This window comes from Bacillus sp. AY18-3 (assembly GCF_008042305.1).
Lineage (GTDB): Bacteria > Bacillota > Bacilli > Bacillales > Bacillaceae_G > Bacillus_A > Bacillus_A wiedmannii.
Map to the genome: position 1 here is coordinate 69,161 of NZ_QKQR01000035.1, position 15,733 is coordinate 84,893.

Consider the following 15,733-nt stretch of genomic DNA (forward strand, 5'->3'; position numbering starts at 1 on the left):
CATTATTTTCTTCATCATCAATCTGTTTACCTGCTGTGATTCAAGAATTTAGTATTCGTGTTGAATATATTTAAAAGTTACAGTATGCAACATTGCATAAGAAAGATGGTTGCTATTTTATATAACCTGTAACTATAATAGTTACAGGTTGGTCGTATCCAATCAAAAAATATAATCATCATGAATGGAGAGGTTACATATGGGTATGAAAAAATTAATTTTAGCAGGTGCTTTAGGGATCACAGCATTATCAGGAACGAATTTACCAGGATTAGAACTATCAAAAGCGAGTGCAGCTTCTATTGAATCGAATTTCTCGACGGTAGAAGGACGAGTAGTAGAAGTAGATAACGGTGTAATTGTCGTAAAATCTAAGCAATATGAGGAGCCTGTAAGTGTATATATAGATTCTCTTTCAAATGTGAAAGTAGGAGATGAAGTAAAAGCTACTGGATCTATGATGCGTAATTTTACTGAATATATGGTTGCAAATACAGTTGAAAATACGTCAAATAAATTAGGTATGCACATGAAAGAAGATGGTTCTCCTGATTATGTGATTGGGGAAGTATCAAAAGTAGGAACGAGGGAAGAGGAGGGAGACGGTGATACTAAATATGTTGTAGTTGAGTATCCATCGCTAAATGGGAAGAAAGGTATTATTGATGTTTTCTTAACAAAGGGACAAGTATTTAATACGGGTGAGAAAGTAAAAATTGATATGAAGTATGTGGGCTGGGGCGGTATTTCTATTAACTGGAACACGGTTGATCATATCGAAAGAGTTTATGAAGCAAAGACGAACGCTGAAAATAATGATGATGTATGGATTTGGTCTTAATTAAAATCCTGTAAATAACAAATGTATCATGTAGTATCCAGCAAATGGTCATGTGTATGACCATTTGCTGGATACTTTTTTGCTTTGTATTTTTTGAGAATAAGGGATATCCGACTAGAATATGATGTTTAAATCGGAGCGAGTTAAAAAATACAATAATGAAAGAGGTGTTTATATATGGAGCGAGATGAGAATTATTTACGAGCTAAAAAAAGAGTGGAGAATTTAAAAGCGTTTTACATTCATTTAACGGTGTACATACTAGTTAACTTAATGCTTTTTTTCATAAATATAAGCTCTGATTCAAGTAAATTATGGTTTTTATATCCACTTGGAGGTTGGGGGATCGGTATCATTATACACGGTTTGACAACTTTTCCATTTGGGATATTCGGAAAAGAGTGGGAAGAACGAAAGATTAAAGAATATATGGAGAAAGATAAGTAAATCCATTTTGATTATTCGATTTTCAAAATAATTACTGAGGATGGGGTAGTGTTCTACGCCCGTTTAGAAAAATGGAATATAAAGAAGTAAGGTGTGACGTTCGGTGTAAAGACCTTACTGAGGATTACAATTCATTTAAAAAAACAAAGATGTGAAGTCCCTTCTATGACTTCGTGTCTTTGTTTTTTCTGTTTAGAAGGATTACTGAGACATATAACATGTTCAATGATAATAATAGAAGAAATAATTTGATAAACGAGGTAATAGTGGTGAAGAATTGAAGAAATACATCGCTACACCTCTAAATTTAATTCATGTACATTCTATAAATCGTTGAGCTCTTTTAGAAAGCTTCCGATCTTTCAGCCATATAATCGATGATTCAGACTCATAAGGGAAATCTATTAAATCTACTATTTTTATAAATTCTTGCGGGATATGAGATACAGCACTTTTCGGCAAAATAGAGGCGCCAATTCCAGTCATGATAAGCATAAGAATAAATGCTGAGTCAGGACATTCACATGCTATATTTAATGTTATACCAAGGTGCTTGCATTCATCGATGACGAGCTGATGATAGCTGTTTTCTTTATCTTTATGTAAAAGTAAAAGGGGAATATGACTTAATTCGGTTAGAGGGATTGGAAGATGTGAATGATATAATTCCCATTTAGCAGGCATGACTAATACGAAAGGTTCTTTTGATAAACAAATACTAGAAAAAATATCTTTATTAAAGGGTGTACGTAAGATAGCAAGTTCGATAAACCGATTTTCTAATTGCTCTATTAAGTATAAAGGGCCACCTTCCCATATTTTTAAGTTCACATTTGGATAGTTATCTTGAAAATAACGGATTTTTTCAGAGAGAAAAGGAATGCAAGAATGAAATGCTCCAATAGATAGATTGCCCCTTAGCCCTTCACCGATATCTTTAATTTCCGTAATAGTTTCTTCTAATTGATGAATAATGTTTTTGGCTTTCGTATATAAAATTTTTCCTTCTTCAGTCAAATGCATATTTCGGCCGTTTCTTTCAAAGAGGTTTACTGATAATTCTTGTTCTAGTAGCGATAGTTGTCTACTTAGAGGTGGCTGTGCCATATGAAGTCGTTGGGCAGCACGGGTAAGCTGTTTTTCTTCAGCGATTACAATAAAGTAACGAAGTTTTCTTATATCCATGTCAAAGTCCCTTTCTATACCATTTTTGTATGGGAAAACAACCTTATAGATAGTTTTCATATAATCTCCCACATGATATCATAAACAAAAAGTTTTAAAAATAGAAAATTCAAAAAAATTAAAATAATGTTCAAGAAATTAATAACTTGAAAATAGATCATATCGTTTTGAGGGGGGATTTTGATGAAAGTTTCGTTATTTATTACTTGTTTATCAGATGTGTTTTTTCCTCAAGTAGGTAAGAGTGTCGTAGAAATTATGAATCAATGTGGAGTGGAACTAGATTTCCCAGAAGGACAGACTTGTTGCGGGCAACCAGCTTACAATAACGGATATCAAGAAGATGCAAAACTAGCAGCAAGGCAAATGATAAAAGTATTTGAACATAGTGAATATATTGTGACTCCTTCAGGTTCTTGCGCTAGTATGGTTCATCATTATTATAAAGAGATGTTTAAAGATGATAGTGAATGGTATGAAAAAGCGGTTCATTTAGCGGATAGAACGTATGAGTTGACGGATTTTTTAGTGAATGTACTTGGAAAAAGTGATTTGAAATCTAAGTTGGTTGAGAAAGCTGTTTTCCATCAATCTTGTCATATGAGTCGGGCGCTTGGGATAAAAGAGGAACCACTGAAGTTATTATCGCAAGTAGAAGGTCTAGACATAAAAGAATTACCATATTGCCAAGATTGCTGCGGGTTTGGTGGTACTTTTGCAGTGAAAATGAGTTCGATTTCTGAAACGATGGTTGATGAAAAAATAAGACATATTGAGGGGACAGAAGCAAATCTCTTAATTGGAGCAGATATGGGATGTCTTATGAATATTGGGGGAAGATTGCGCAGGAAAAATAAAAATATTCAAGTGTTACATGTAGCAGAAGTACTGGCGAAGGGGCTGAATAAATGAGTGCGGCGGGGGAACAAGTTTTTTTGAATAGAGTAGATAAAGCGTTGCACGATCCGCAGATGAGAAGCGCGGTTCCGTTTACACAAGATAGGCTTCGGATGGGACGGGAACAAGCTACACATGAATTAGGGAATATGGAAGAATGGCGTGAGGCAGCATCTGAAATTCGGATGCATACAATTGAAAATTTAGATAGTTATTTGGAACAATTAGCTACTAATGTTCGAAAAAATGGGGGACATGTTCATTTCGCTTTCAAAGCAGAAGATGCCGTATCGTATGTTTCTGAAATCGCAAGAAAAAAAGGAGCGAAATCAGTAATTAAGTCAAAGTCTATGGTTTCAGAAGAAATACACCTTAATAAAAAATTAGAAGAGATAGGGGTGAAAGTAGTAGAGTCTGATCTTGGAGAGTACATTATTCAATTAGCTGGAGAAGCTCCATCCCATTTAATTGCCCCAGCCATTCATAAGACGAAGGAACAAGTAGCAGAGCTTTTTTCTAAGGAAGCTGGAAGAAAGATACCGGTTGATACGAATCAACTACTACAATTTGCTAGGGAGCAATTGCGCAAAGAGTTTTTAGAAGCTGATATTGGTATTTCTGGTTGTAACTTTGCGGTAGCGGAATCTGGATCCGTTGTTCTTGTAAGTAATGAAGGAAATGCTCGCCTTACTACGACATTACCAAAAGTTCATATTGCGATTATGGGGATGGAACGCCTTGTTCCGACATGGAAAGATCTTGATGTAGTCGTTTCGATGTTAACAAGAAGTGCTACAGGCCAAAAGATTACATCTTATGTAACTGGAATTAATGGGGCGCGTTTACATGAAGATATGGATGGACCTGAAGAATTTCATTTAATTATTTTAGATAATGGTCGTTCTGATATTTTAGGAACTGCTTATGAAGAAGTATTAAAGTGTATAAGGTGCGGAGCTTGTGTAAATGTTTGTCCTGTGTATCGTAATATTGGGGGGCATGCTTATGGAAGTGTTTATAGTGGGCCAATTGGAGCAGTATTAGCACCTTTATTAGAAGGATATGAAAAGTTAAAAGAATTACCTTTTGCCTCAAGTTTGTGCGGAGCGTGTACAGATGTTTGCCCCGTGAAAATTCCATTACATGACCTTCTTATTGAACATCGTAAAGATGTGGTGGAGCAAGGGTTTATAACGAAATTTGAGCAACTGGCCTTTAAAGGTTTTACGTTTATGGCTAGTCATCCATTCGTTTATGAGAAAGCAATTAAACTGGCACATACAGGCTTATCGATATTTGCAAAAGATGGCTATATTGCGAATGGACCAGGCCCATTAAAAGGGTGGATAGAAAGTAGAGATTTTCCAAAACCTGCGAAACAATCATTCCGTGATTGGTGGAAAAAAGAAAAGAGGGATTCATAATATGAATACGGATGTACAAGAGTCTTTTTTAAACAATATCGCACGGAAATTAAACCGAGAACGTCGCTCGGGAGTCACTCCTCCCAGGTGGAAAAACAATCCGCTTAGGCACTTTTCTAATGAGATAGATCACGAAAGTTTAATAGAGCAGTTTATTGCAAACTTGCATACGTTACATACAGAAGTAAGTCATATACACCGTTCAGAAATAGGGAGTGCACTTCAGTATGTTGTACATAAATTTAATGTTCAATCTGCGGTGTATTGGGATGATGATAGATTACATCAACTTGAAATAGGAAAGCATTTAATAGGAAATTTCGTTTCTCATCGAATTTGGCAAAGGAAAGAAGGTGAAAGAGAACTACGGGATTATGCAGCTCAGGTTGATATGGGAATTACATATGCCGAAATGGGACTGGCTGAGACGGGAACGGTTGTTTTATGGAATGGTGGCGGACGTGGACGTTTAGTTAGCGTTTTGCCAGCAGTTTATGTTGCAATTCTCTCAGAACATACAATTTATAGACGTTTAACAGAAGGAGTAACTAGCATTCACGAACAGGTTTCGAATGGATTACCTGCCTGTATTAATTTTATCACTGGGCCTAGCCGGACAGGTGATATTGAGATGGAATTAGCTTTTGGAGTTCATGGTCCTGGAAAGGTTCATGTCATTTTATTAAAGGATTAGAGAGAAAAACAAAAGAATACGAGGGGGAGTGAGGATTTTGATGAAGAATAAATTTCGTTATTATGTCTTTACAATGCTCACGTTTATTACGATGGTAAATTATATTGATCGAGGGGCCATCGCTTATGCACAGTCTTTCATTATAAAAGAATATGGCTTTGACCCGAAGGAATGGGGCGCTATATTAGGGTATTTTGGTTACGGTTACATGATCGGTTCTTTATTAGGAGGTATTTTTTCAGATAAAAAAGGACCGAAATTTGTATGGATCGTAGCAGCAACCGCTTGGTCTATTTTTGAAATTGCGACCGCTTTTGCTGGAGAAATAGGGATTGCTATTTTTGGAGGGTCTGCTTTAATAGGATTTGCTATCTTCCGCGTTTTATTTGGCTTAACAGAAGGGCCATCTTTCGCGGTTTCGAATAAGACAGCAGCAAACTGGGCAGCTCCAAAAGAAAGAGCTTTTCTAACATCCCTTGGTTTTGTTGGTGTTCCGTTAGGTGCAGTATTAACGGCGCCTGTAGCGGTTCTGTTGCTATCTTTCACTAGCTGGAAAGTAATGTTTTTTATCCTCGGTACAATTGGGATCGTATGGGCGATTATTTGGTATTTTACATTTACGAATATGCCTGAGGATCATCCACGAGTGACAAAAGAAGAACTAGCTGAAATACGAAGTACAGAAGGTGTACTTCAATCCATAAAAGCAGAGAAAGAAATTCAAAAAGAGCCATGGTACTCCTTTTTTAAAGTTCCGACATTCGTTATGGTTACGATAGCATATTTTTGCTTCCAATATATCAATTTTTTAATATTAACTTGGACACCGAAATATTTGCAAGATGTATTCCATTTTCAATTATCCTCCCTTTGGTATCTTGGGATGATTCCTTGGCTTGGGGCTTGTATCACATTGCCGCTAGGGGCGAAGCTATCTGATCGTATTTTACGTAAAACAGGGAATCTTCGTTTAGCTCGAACAGGGTTACCAATTATTGCTTTATTACTTACAGCAATTTGTTTTAGCTTCATTCCCGCGATGGACAATTATGTAGCTGTATTAGCGCTTATGTCGCTTGGAAACGCCTTTGCCTTTTTACCGAGTTCATTATTTTGGGCGATTATTGTCGATACGGCTCCTGCATACTCAGGAACATATAGTGGAATTATGCATTTCATCGCTAATATCGCGACAATCTTAGCCCCGACTTTAACTGGATATTTAGTTGTAAGTTATGGTTATCCTTCTATGTTTATCGTAGCTGCCATTTTGGCCGCTATTGCAATGGGGGCAATGTTATTTGTAAAACCAGGGCAGCAAATGAAGAATGAAAGCTTATTTAACTGGAGTAATAAGAAGGGGTTAGAGGAACCTCGTGCTAATTTTGAATGAGTAATGAAGTGAACCCGAATAGTGGCATATGAAAAACTCCTGAATTTGCATACTAGGTATGCAAATTCAATGGAGTTTTTTGTTTGAAGAAAAAAGTAGAAAGTGAAATGATCAATGAAACAAAAAGCATATAAATGAATCTTTTTTTCGAATATACATGAAAAAAGTGCGAGGAGACAGAATGTAGAATTCAATTAAGAGGATATCAGTTATAGTAATCAATAATGAGGTATAAGCCGGGATAAAGTGACATATAAATCTCTATGATCACACGCTTGATGCGAAGTCTATTCTATAGCTTCGCCTATTTGTTTTGTATTCGAAGTTTGTACGAGTGAGTGTTCATATTCATTTTTTAGCATCAACTGCATGTGAAATCAAAACTTTACTTGTAGTACATAATAAATACAGTTGTTTTACTTTTTAAATTACATGTGGATATAGGATAAAGTTGTTTTATCATCCTATATTAAAATAAAAATAAACCACTGTTCGATTTGAATATTCCACGATATAATGGTGAGAGTTTATGACAGAATAAATATTTACATAAGAAGTGAGGTACTGTATGAAAAAAAGAACGACAGACATTATTTTTATTATTATTGGTGCATTTCTTTTTGCGTTAGGTGTCAATTTGTTTGTTATCCCGAACGAGTTTGGTGAGGGTGGAGTAACTGGTATCACGATTATTACGTATTATTTATTTGAATGGTCACCAGGCTTAGTTAACTTAATTTTAAATGCGATTTTGTTAATAGCTGGTTATAAATTTTTAAATAAGATTACAACAATTTATACGATTATCGCTGTAGTTACGAACTCGCTATTCCTTCATTTGACAGAAGGTTGGACGGTTGCTTCGGATGAAATGCTCGTAAATGCCATTTTCGGAGGAATATTTATTGGGTGCGGGATTGGTCTTATTATTCGTGTTGGCGGAACAACAGCAGGTACTACCATCTTAGCAAGGATGACGCATAAATATTTAGGATGGAGCATTAGCTATGGTTTACTGTTCTTCGATTTAATCGTTGCGTTTTCATCTTATTTCATCATTGGTGCAGAAAAACTGATGATAACAATTATTATGCTATATGTAGCAACGAAAGTGATGGAATTTGTAATTGAAGGTTTAAATCCGAAGAAAGCCATTACGATTATTTCTGATAACCCGAATGAAATTGCGGGAAAGGTAACTACATTAATGGGCAGAGGGGTTACTGTGTACTCAGGTCATGGCTATTACACGAAAACGCCGAAGGAAATTCTTTATGTTGTTATTAATAAGCAAGAAGTAGTCAAGCTAAAACGGATTGTTCAAACTACAGATCCGGCTGCGTTCATTGCTATACACGATGTTCGTGACGTATTTGGAGAAGGATTCGTTGATATTTCTAAAGCATAGAAATTACTTTTCATTAAAATAATCTTAATACTAAAACGTAAGAATCTATTTTGAATAATCTTTTTTCAAAATAGATTCTTTTTATTTATCTTAAAATGTTGGTTTGTTTTTCTTTTTCTTGCAAAAAATCCAATTGTTTCTTAAGGTAAGGATGTAGAAGGATGAACAAGAGAGGGTTTAATGAAGATGATACATATTTTATTAGCTGATGATGATAAGCATATTAGAGAATTGTTACATTACCATTTGCAAAAAGAGGGGTTTAAAGTTTTTGAAGCGGAAGATGGAAAGGTAGCGCAAGGCGTTTTAGAGAAAGAAAATATTCATCTTGCGATAGTAGACATTATGATGCCGTTTGTTGATGGCTATACGTTATGCGAAGAAATCCGGAAGTATCATGATATACCTGTTATTTTATTAACTGCAAAAGATCAGCTAGTCGATAAAGAAAAAGGATTCATTTCTGGTACGGACGATTATATTGTAAAACCATTTGAACCAGCTGAAGTAATTTTCCGTATGAAAGCTCTATTGCGCCGTTATCAAATGCTTAGTGCTGATATTATTACATTACACGGAACGATAATTGACCGAAAAGGGTTTGAAGTGAAGTGTAACGGTCAGACGATTTTGCTTCCATTAAAGGAATTTGAATTATTATCACAACTTGCTAGTTATCCTGGAAGAACCTTTTCAAGAGAAGAATTAATTGAATTAGTATGGGGAATGGATTTTGAAGGAGATGAACGAACAGTTGACGTTCATGTGAAGCGACTTAGAGATCGTTTTTCAAAACGAACAGATGATTTTCAAATTACGACAGTACGCGGACTCGGTTATAAGTTGGAGTTGAAATAAAATGAAATCACTATACTCTAGATTTGTTTTTATGACGGTTGGAATCATGCTACTTAGCAGTATTATCGGTTTTTTATTAACAAATGTGTACTATCAAGTGAAGTTAAAACCGTACAATAGTGAAAAGATTTTAATGTATGCGGAAGAAGTAAAATCGTTATATGAAAAGCAAAGTGAAGAAAATCAAGAGGCATACTTACAGTCTATTGCGAAGTTAGGATATGAAATTTATATTGTCGATGATAAAAAGAATGGAAAACGTATCGGCAACGCGTTTCGTAAGACAACAATAAGTGATGATACCGTTCATAAAGTATTGAATGGCGAAACGTTTAATGGTGTTTCTACGTATCCAACACGTCTCTTTATTACAGGTTTTTTCGATAATGAATTAATAAATAGTGTCGGTGTACCAGTGCAACACGGTGATAAACAGTACGCTTTATTTATTCGTCCTGACATTCAGAACCAATTTGGCGAGATGCGAATTTTCTTAGCGGTATTACTTGGGTTTATCGTACTATTAAGTATTATCTTTATAGCGATTGCAGCAGGTTATATCGTTCGTCCCATTCGAACATTTACGAAAGCGACTCAAAAGATTGCAAGTGGTGAATATGATATCGAATTAGATGAAAATCGAAAAGATGAAATTGGTACATTAGCAACTAATTTTCAAAAGATGACGAAAAGTATAAAAGAATTAGATGAGATGAGACAAGAATTCGTTTCAAATGTTTCTCATGAATTTCAATCGCCGCTTTCTTCCATACAAGGGTTCTCAAAAACGTTACAGTCAGAAGAGATGAGTGCGGAAGAAAGAAACCATTACTTACAAATTATTGAGGGCGAAAGTAAGCGAATGTCTAGTTTATGTAAACAGTTACTTACGCTAGCTTCACTAGATAAAGAAGAAAAAGTATTACAAATAAAAGAATTCAATTTGCAGAAGCAAATTAAAGACGTTATTTTTATGCTCGAATGGAAATGGCGTGAAAAAGATATCGCCGTTGAATTTGATGTACCGGATATTACAATACAAGGTGATGAAAACTTACTTCATCAAGTATGGAGTAATATTTTTACGAATAGCATTAAGTTTTCAAACGACGGCGGAACGATTGAATTTGTTGTAGAAGAATTAGAGTCGAGCGTGATGATCTCTATATCAGACAACGGAATCGGTATGGAAAAAGAAGAAATGGATCGTATATTTGATCGTTTTTACAAAGTAGATACGGCAAGGGCAAGAAACGTAGAAGGTAGTGGTTTAGGATTATCGATTGTGCAGAAAATTGTTGAACTGCATAACGGAAACGTTTCAGTATATAGTACGAAAGGGGAAGGGACTACTGTTCAGGTGGAGCTTCCGAAATAGATGGAAGAGGCTGCTTGGGAACAGCCTCTTCTTTTTGTCATTTTTTGTCGATAAATCGATATAATCGGAAAATCGCTGATATAATTTGAGTTGCGCCGATATATTATGAAAATCGCTGATATAATCCGAGTTGCGCTGATATATTTGAAAAATCGCCGATATAAATTTCACGTACTACCTTCCTGTTATAAAGCCGCATCTTTCCCGGGCTCTACTTTAAATCGAACTTCAAAAGTATCCGCTGTAATTAAATCTCCCCCTCTGTAATCTTCTGTTCATATTCCGTTCATATTTCTTTTTTATGATAAGTGCATAGAAAGAAAGAGGAAGGAGCGAGCGAAATGTTTTTAGCTCTGCGTGAATTAAAACAATCAAAATTAAGATACGGATTAATCGGACTGATTATGGTGTTATTATCATTTTTAGTTCTTGTTATTTCAGGATTAGCAAATGGACTATCATATGATAATGCTTCATCGATTCAAAATATGGAGGCAAATAAGTTCGTTTTAGCAGATGATGCGGAAAATAAATTACTTCGTTCACAAATTAAGAAAGACGATGTAGATAACGTAGTAAATCAAGCAGGCGAGAAAGAGGCCGTTCCGTTTCGTGTGAAAGTTTCAACGTATGAAAAGAAAGATAGTTCGAAAAAAGTAGATGTTGCTATTTTCGCAAGTGAACGTGATTCATTTTTAGAACCGAAAATTGTAAAAGGTGAGAAATTAGGTACAGCAAATAACGAAATGGTTGCTGATGAATCAATTAAAGAAAAAGGAATCGATATTGGCGATACAATTATTGATCCTGTTTCAAAGAAAGAATTTAAAATTGTTGGATTTACGAAAGATCAAATGTTTAGCCATACACCAGTCGTTTATGTAAATGAAGATGTATGGGGATCTATTTCACAACCAAACCAAAAAGATTATAGTGCAATTGCACTGAATACAGATAAAGAAATTAAAAATGCACATGTTATCGACAAAAAAGAAGTACTGCAAAGTATTCCAGGATTTAAAGAAGAGCAAGGAACATTAACGATGATCATTGCATTCTTACTTGTTATCGCTGCGTTACTAATCGGTGTATTCTTCTACGTCATTACATTGCAAAAAACACAGCAATTAGGTGTATTAAAAGCAATTGGAACGAAGAATTCTTATTTAGCAAATAGTTTAGTCGTGCAGGCGTTATTCTTATCAGTCGTTGCGATGGTAATCAGTATTGTTCTTGTACAAGGATTAGAACAAATTTTACCAGCGGGTATGCCGTTCTTATTAACAACACCGATGATTGCACAATATGCAGCAATCTTCATCGTAATTAGTATTTTAGGAACACTTATTTCGTTATACCAAGTATTAAAAGTTGATGCATTAGAAGCAATTGGAGGCGGGATGTAATGACTTCATTATTAAAATTAGACAAAGTAAGTAAAGTGTACGGAGAAGGGAATACGGAAGTAACAGCCCTTCATCCGATGTCGCTTGATGTGAAAGCTGGAGAATTTATCGGAATCGTCGGTCCTTCTGGATCAGGGAAAAGTACGTTATTATCAATCGCGGGTGCGTTATTATCACCATCAAAAGGGGATATTTACATTCGTGAGCAAAATATTACGAAGTTATCAGAAAAGGAAATGACAGACATTCGTTTAAAAAAAATCGGCTTCATTTTCCAATTCGCAAATCTTGTTCCATATTTAAATGTAAAAGAGCAATTGCTTTACATTGCAAAGCTTAAAAAAGAAAACAAACAAGAATCAGAAAAGCGTGCGGATCATTTATTAACGGCATTTGGATTAGGAGAAAGAAAAAATCATTATCCAAATCAACTATCTGGCGGGGAAAAACAAAGGGTAGCAATCGCTCGCGCGTTCATGAACAACCCAGATTTAATATTAGCGGATGAACCAACTGCAAGCTTAGACTCAAAACGCGCACGTGAAGTTGTAGAAATGATGAAACGTGAAGTGAAAGAGAGCCAAAAAGCAGCAATTATGATTACGCATGATGAAAGAATGCTTGATGTATGTGATCGTATATTGACACTGAGAGACGGGAAGTTAATATAAAGAAAAAAGACAATCGCACAAGTGTGCGGTTGTCTTTTATATAATTGCTTTATTTTGAGAATAACGCTTTAATTTTATTTCGTGTAATTAATAAAACGCCGCCTAAGACAGATAACATACCTAAAGCCATATTGTTTGATTGCTCACTACCAGCGTTAGGAAGTTCTTTAGCGTTATTGTTTGTGTTTGTAGTACCAGTCTTTGTTTCTGTTTGTTTCGATTGAGATACTTCATTAATTTTGTTATCTACATTTTGCTTCGTTGTATGTACCTCAGCTAATTTGTCCTCAATTTTTTTCTCAGTATGTTTAAAGTCGTTGATTTTAATATCTAAGTCTTGTTTTTTCTTTGTTAAATCATCTGAAACGGTTTGTTTCGCTTGTTTTATTTCGTTAATTTTATTTAGTAATTCTTCTCTAGCTTTTTGTAATTCAGCAAGTTTGTTTTTTACATCTTGTTTAGCTAGTTCTAAGTTAGCGGAAAGACTATCTAAATTGCCTTTAATTTTCTTAAGTTCCTCTAACGTGTTCCCAGTATGCGGCTTATTTTCTTTTAGCTCAGCAAGTTTGTCCTCAGCAGTTTGTTTCGCTTTCTTTAACTCAGCTAATTTTTCATCTACCTGTTTTTTAACTTCCTTAAGTTCATTAACCTTTTGATCAATGTTCTCTTTATGTTGCTTCATTTCATTCACTTTTTCATCGACAGTTTGTTTATGTTCTTTAATCTCATTCACTTTGTTATCGATATTTTGCTTATGTTCTTTCACTTCAGCAACTTTATCTTCTACTTGCTTTTTATGCTCTTTAATTTCAGCGATTTTATCTTCGGCGATTTGCTTGTCCTGCTGAAGTTTTGCATCTAGCTCTTCTTTACGTTGTTTTATTTCGTTAATTTTTTCATCAGCAACTTGTTTACGCTCATGTAGTTCATTAACCTTCGTGTCAACATTTTCCTTAACTTGGTTAAGTTCATTCAACTTTTGATCCACGTTTTCTTTGTGCTGCTGTAATTTCGCATCTAATTCTTGTCTATGTTGCTTAATTTCAGCTAATCGATCTCCTGTACTTTGCTGAGGAGTAGCATCAGTTACTTCCGCATGAGCAGAATTTGCGCCAGCAATCATTGCTAAAGCTAGTGTAGACGCAGCGATTGTTTGTTTTGTTTTCATATGTTTGTACCTCTTTTCTTTCATATGCATGAGTTGTTTTGTGTAGAATTGAGCATATAGAAGTAGATTATCTTATCATTATATACCATGTAGGATGTCTAGAGGAAGTATTTGCATAATAATCTATCATTATGTAATTCTTATAGTCTATTATTTTTGGGTAGGGGAGAGATCTTTAGCTAGATGAACAATTTCTTCTATAGTAGAGTTTACATCCTTACGATTACGAATAACAAACAAATAATCAGCCTCGTTTTCTATCGGATCGACCACATCTTCATGTTGCAATTCAGCTTGTTGTCGATCGAGTACTTCTTTGAAATTAGAATATCCACCTCTAAAAATATTGGTACTTCGCGTGCTTCGAGCTACTCTTTCATAAAGTACATCATTTGGAATGTCAAAATGAACGAGTATACGTACATATTCCTCTTTCTGAAACAATTCATTTAGCAAATACATCCGGCCGTTTCGGCTTCTATTTGAGTTGCAAATAATAAGATGTAAACTTGTATGTTCTTTTGCATAATCAACAATGAATTTCGAAAGACCGTGTTTAAATGTATTTGGGCCTTCGTCCGGCTGTAATTTTTCATAATGCGTGTTAATGAATTCAGCTTGGTTATCTTGATCCATAACGAAAGCGTGGGGTAACTTTTTTTCTAGTTCTTTAGCAAATGTAGTTTTTCCGCTGTGTGTTTTACCTACTGTAATGATCACTAATCGTTTCATATTGTCCTCCATATATATTGTTATCATTTGGGACATTCGATGTGAATTGACAATTTTCCTGCTAGAGAATATACAAAATGTCGGAGTAGTAGTAGGCTGAAAACTTGACAAAAAAACTTATTTATGCTATAATTTACCAATATAAAAATAAAGTGTATAATAGGGTTCTCCTGGCCAGGGGAACCCTATTTTTGTTGTGAAAATGAAGGAGTGTATGTGCGTGAAAAAAGGTGAAGCGAGTGTAACGTCGCTAGTATCAGCTTTCGGAAGGGCGTACCATAGTGAATTTGATAGTCCTAAAATCTTTGATGATTATGTAGCTAAAGATTTCATTTCAAAAAAAGAACGTAACGATATTGAAACAAATATGGTCCAAGGAATCCATTTTTTCAATACAGACATTGCACAAAAGTTTCAAGACAATCCACAAGAAATATTAAAATGGATTACACAAGTTCAATTATCACCAACACCTTTGGCACGTGCGGCATATTGTGAAAGAGTATTGCTACATGAAATTACATTAGGCGCAAAACAATACGTCATACTCGGTGCAGGCTTAGATACGTTCAGCTTTAGACACCGAGAATTAGAGAATGAAATAGAAATATTTGAAGTAGATCATCCTTCTACACAAAGGTTTAAGAGGGGGAGAATAAAAGAAGCAGTACTTGAAACTCCAAACAACCTTCATTTTGTTTCGATGGATTTCACGAAAGGGTTTTCCAGTGAACAGTTACGGAATGAAGGATTTGAAAATAAAAAGACTTTCTTTAGCCTATTAGGTGTTACGTACTATTTAACGAAAGAGGAGCTTTCTAGTTTAATAGAAAATTTATTCGAGATGGTTCCAGTGGGGAGCTCTATCGTATTCGATTATCCGGATGAAAACTTATTTACGGAAAAAGGATTGTCCAATCGAGTTGAAAATATGGTAAAAATGGCTGCAGTAGGCGGAGAACCGATGAAATCGTGTTTTTCTTATGCTGAAATGGAAGCACTGTTAGAGAAGGTAGGCTTACTCATTTATGAGCACTTATCACCAGAGGATATTCATACATTATATTTTGAAGGACGAAACGATTATTTAAAAGCTTTTGAGACGGTGCATTATGTGCATGCGGTGAAGAAGTAGGAATTAGTAGGCATGGGGAGAAATCTCTGTGTCTTTTTTTGGGGGAGAACAAGGAGGTATTAATAGGAAGAGAAATTCGATAATGTAAAGAATATG

General features: G+C 35.2%; 15 protein-coding genes. 12 read left to right on the top strand and 3 right to left on the bottom strand.

Features of this window, described 5'->3' with window-relative positions; genetic code table 11:
* Positions 1-199: 199 nt before the first annotated feature.
* The gene (locus tag DM800_RS25310) at positions 200-841 is read left to right on the top strand and encodes a hypothetical protein (RefSeq protein WP_147787883.1); all 642 of its coding nucleotides are present in this window, start codon (positions 200-202) and stop codon (positions 839-841) included.
* Between the two features lie 177 nt (positions 842-1,018).
* The gene (locus DM800_RS25315) at positions 1,019-1,288 is read left to right on the top strand and encodes a 2TM domain-containing protein (protein ID WP_147787884.1); all 270 of its coding nucleotides are present in this window, start codon (positions 1,019-1,021) and stop codon (positions 1,286-1,288) included.
* 312 nt (positions 1,289-1,600) lie between these two features.
* Here DM800_RS25315 and DM800_RS25320 read toward each other — a convergent pair whose 3' ends face one another.
* Positions 1,601-2,473 carry a LysR family transcriptional regulator gene (locus tag DM800_RS25320; protein ID WP_147787885.1) on the bottom strand — a complete coding sequence of 291 codons (873 nt, stop codon included), beginning with the start codon at positions 2,471-2,473 and terminating at the stop codon, positions 1,601-1,603.
* 183 nt (positions 2,474-2,656) lie between these two features.
* Between DM800_RS25320 and DM800_RS25325 the strand changes: the two genes are divergently transcribed.
* The 9 genes from DM800_RS25325 (at position 2,657) to DM800_RS25365 (ending at position 12,602) form a co-directional block, all read left to right on the top strand.
* Positions 2,657-3,385 (top strand): (Fe-S)-binding protein, encoded by a 729-nt coding sequence (locus tag DM800_RS25325; protein ID WP_147787886.1) that lies wholly within the window; start codon positions 2,657-2,659, stop codon positions 3,383-3,385.
* Positions 3,382-4,794, top strand: coding sequence for a LutB/LldF family L-lactate oxidation iron-sulfur protein (locus tag DM800_RS25330; RefSeq protein WP_147787887.1), 1,413 nt, complete (start codon positions 3,382-3,384; stop codon positions 4,792-4,794). The genes DM800_RS25325 and DM800_RS25330 overlap by 4 nt, the downstream gene beginning before the upstream one ends.
* 1 nt (position 4,795) lies before the next feature.
* Entirely contained in the window at positions 4,796-5,488 is a 693-nt protein-coding gene (locus tag DM800_RS25335; RefSeq protein ID WP_147787888.1) for a LutC/YkgG family protein, read from the top strand.
* 40 nt (positions 5,489-5,528) lie between these two features.
* A complete protein-coding gene (locus DM800_RS25340) occupies positions 5,529-6,881 on the top strand; it encodes an MFS transporter (RefSeq protein WP_179955712.1) in 1,353 nt (450 codons plus the stop codon).
* Between the two features lie 568 nt (positions 6,882-7,449).
* Positions 7,450-8,289, top strand: coding sequence for a YitT family protein (locus DM800_RS25345; RefSeq protein ID WP_088063984.1), 840 nt, complete (start codon positions 7,450-7,452; stop codon positions 8,287-8,289).
* Positions 8,290-8,469: 180 nt separating this feature from the next.
* The gene (locus DM800_RS25350) at positions 8,470-9,147 is read left to right on the top strand and encodes a response regulator transcription factor (RefSeq protein WP_002013739.1); all 678 of its coding nucleotides are present in this window, start codon (positions 8,470-8,472) and stop codon (positions 9,145-9,147) included.
* A gap of 1 nt (position 9,148) precedes the next feature.
* Positions 9,149-10,525, top strand: a complete 1,377-nt coding sequence (locus tag DM800_RS25355) for a sensor histidine kinase (RefSeq protein ID WP_088063983.1) — start codon at positions 9,149-9,151, stop codon at positions 10,523-10,525.
* A gap of 341 nt (positions 10,526-10,866) precedes the next feature.
* A complete protein-coding gene (locus DM800_RS25360; protein WP_147787890.1) occupies positions 10,867-11,931 on the top strand; it encodes an ABC transporter permease in 1,065 nt (354 codons plus the stop codon).
* Complete coding sequence (locus tag DM800_RS25365) at positions 11,931-12,602, top strand: ABC transporter ATP-binding protein (RefSeq protein ID WP_147787891.1); 672 nt, start codon at positions 11,931-11,933, stop codon at positions 12,600-12,602. Before DM800_RS25360 ends, DM800_RS25365 begins: the two co-directional genes overlap by 1 nt.
* Positions 12,603-12,651: 49 nt before the next feature.
* On the opposite strand, the gene DM800_RS25370 is transcribed toward DM800_RS25365, so the two are convergent.
* Positions 12,652-13,770 carry an LPXTG cell wall anchor domain-containing protein gene (locus tag DM800_RS25370; RefSeq protein WP_147787892.1) on the bottom strand — a complete coding sequence of 373 codons (1,119 nt, stop codon included), beginning with the start codon at positions 13,768-13,770 and terminating at the stop codon, positions 12,652-12,654.
* Between the two features lie 150 nt (positions 13,771-13,920).
* Positions 13,921-14,502 (bottom strand): ATP-binding protein, encoded by a 582-nt coding sequence (locus tag DM800_RS25375; protein ID WP_147787893.1) that lies wholly within the window; start codon positions 14,500-14,502, stop codon positions 13,921-13,923.
* Between the two features lie 220 nt (positions 14,503-14,722).
* Here DM800_RS25375 and DM800_RS25380 point away from each other — a divergent pair, with 220 nt between their 5' ends.
* A complete protein-coding gene (locus DM800_RS25380; protein WP_142293507.1) occupies positions 14,723-15,637 on the top strand; it encodes a class I SAM-dependent methyltransferase in 915 nt (304 codons plus the stop codon).
* The last annotated feature ends 96 nt before the right edge of the window (positions 15,638-15,733 follow it).

What these genes read in the sequence shown, in the direction of transcription:
- DM800_RS25350 (WP_002013739.1), top strand. Translation starts at nt 8,470, where the DNA reads ATGAAGATGATACATATTTTATTAGCTGATGATGATAAGCATATTAGA.
- DM800_RS25315 (WP_147787884.1), top strand. Translation starts at nt 1,019, where the DNA reads ATGGAGCGAGATGAGAATTATTTACGAGCTAAAAAAAGAGTGGAGAAT.
- DM800_RS25310 (WP_147787883.1), top strand. Translation starts at nt 200, where the DNA reads ATGGGTATGAAAAAATTAATTTTAGCAGGTGCTTTAGGGATCACAGCA.
- DM800_RS25360 (WP_147787890.1), top strand. Translation starts at nt 10,867, where the DNA reads ATGTTTTTAGCTCTGCGTGAATTAAAACAATCAAAATTAAGATACGGA.
- DM800_RS25365 (WP_147787891.1), top strand. Translation starts at nt 11,931, where the DNA reads ATGACTTCATTATTAAAATTAGACAAAGTAAGTAAAGTGTACGGAGAA.
- DM800_RS25355 (WP_088063983.1), top strand. Translation starts at nt 9,149, where the DNA reads ATGAAATCACTATACTCTAGATTTGTTTTTATGACGGTTGGAATCATG.
- DM800_RS25370 (WP_147787892.1), bottom strand. Translation starts at nt 13,770, where the DNA reads ATGAAAACAAAACAAACAATCGCTGCGTCTACACTAGCTTTAGCAATG.
- DM800_RS25320 (WP_147787885.1), bottom strand. Translation starts at nt 2,473, where the DNA reads ATGGATATAAGAAAACTTCGTTACTTTATTGTAATCGCTGAAGAAAAA.
- DM800_RS25335 (WP_147787888.1), top strand. Translation starts at nt 4,796, where the DNA reads ATGAATACGGATGTACAAGAGTCTTTTTTAAACAATATCGCACGGAAA.
- DM800_RS25325 (WP_147787886.1), top strand. Translation starts at nt 2,657, where the DNA reads ATGAAAGTTTCGTTATTTATTACTTGTTTATCAGATGTGTTTTTTCCT.
- DM800_RS25345 (WP_088063984.1), top strand. Translation starts at nt 7,450, where the DNA reads ATGAAAAAAAGAACGACAGACATTATTTTTATTATTATTGGTGCATTT.
- DM800_RS25375 (WP_147787893.1), bottom strand. Translation starts at nt 14,502, where the DNA reads ATGAAACGATTAGTGATCATTACAGTAGGTAAAACACACAGCGGAAAA.
- DM800_RS25340 (WP_179955712.1), top strand. Translation starts at nt 5,529, where the DNA reads ATGAAGAATAAATTTCGTTATTATGTCTTTACAATGCTCACGTTTATT.
- DM800_RS25330 (WP_147787887.1), top strand. Translation starts at nt 3,382, where the DNA reads ATGAGTGCGGCGGGGGAACAAGTTTTTTTGAATAGAGTAGATAAAGCG.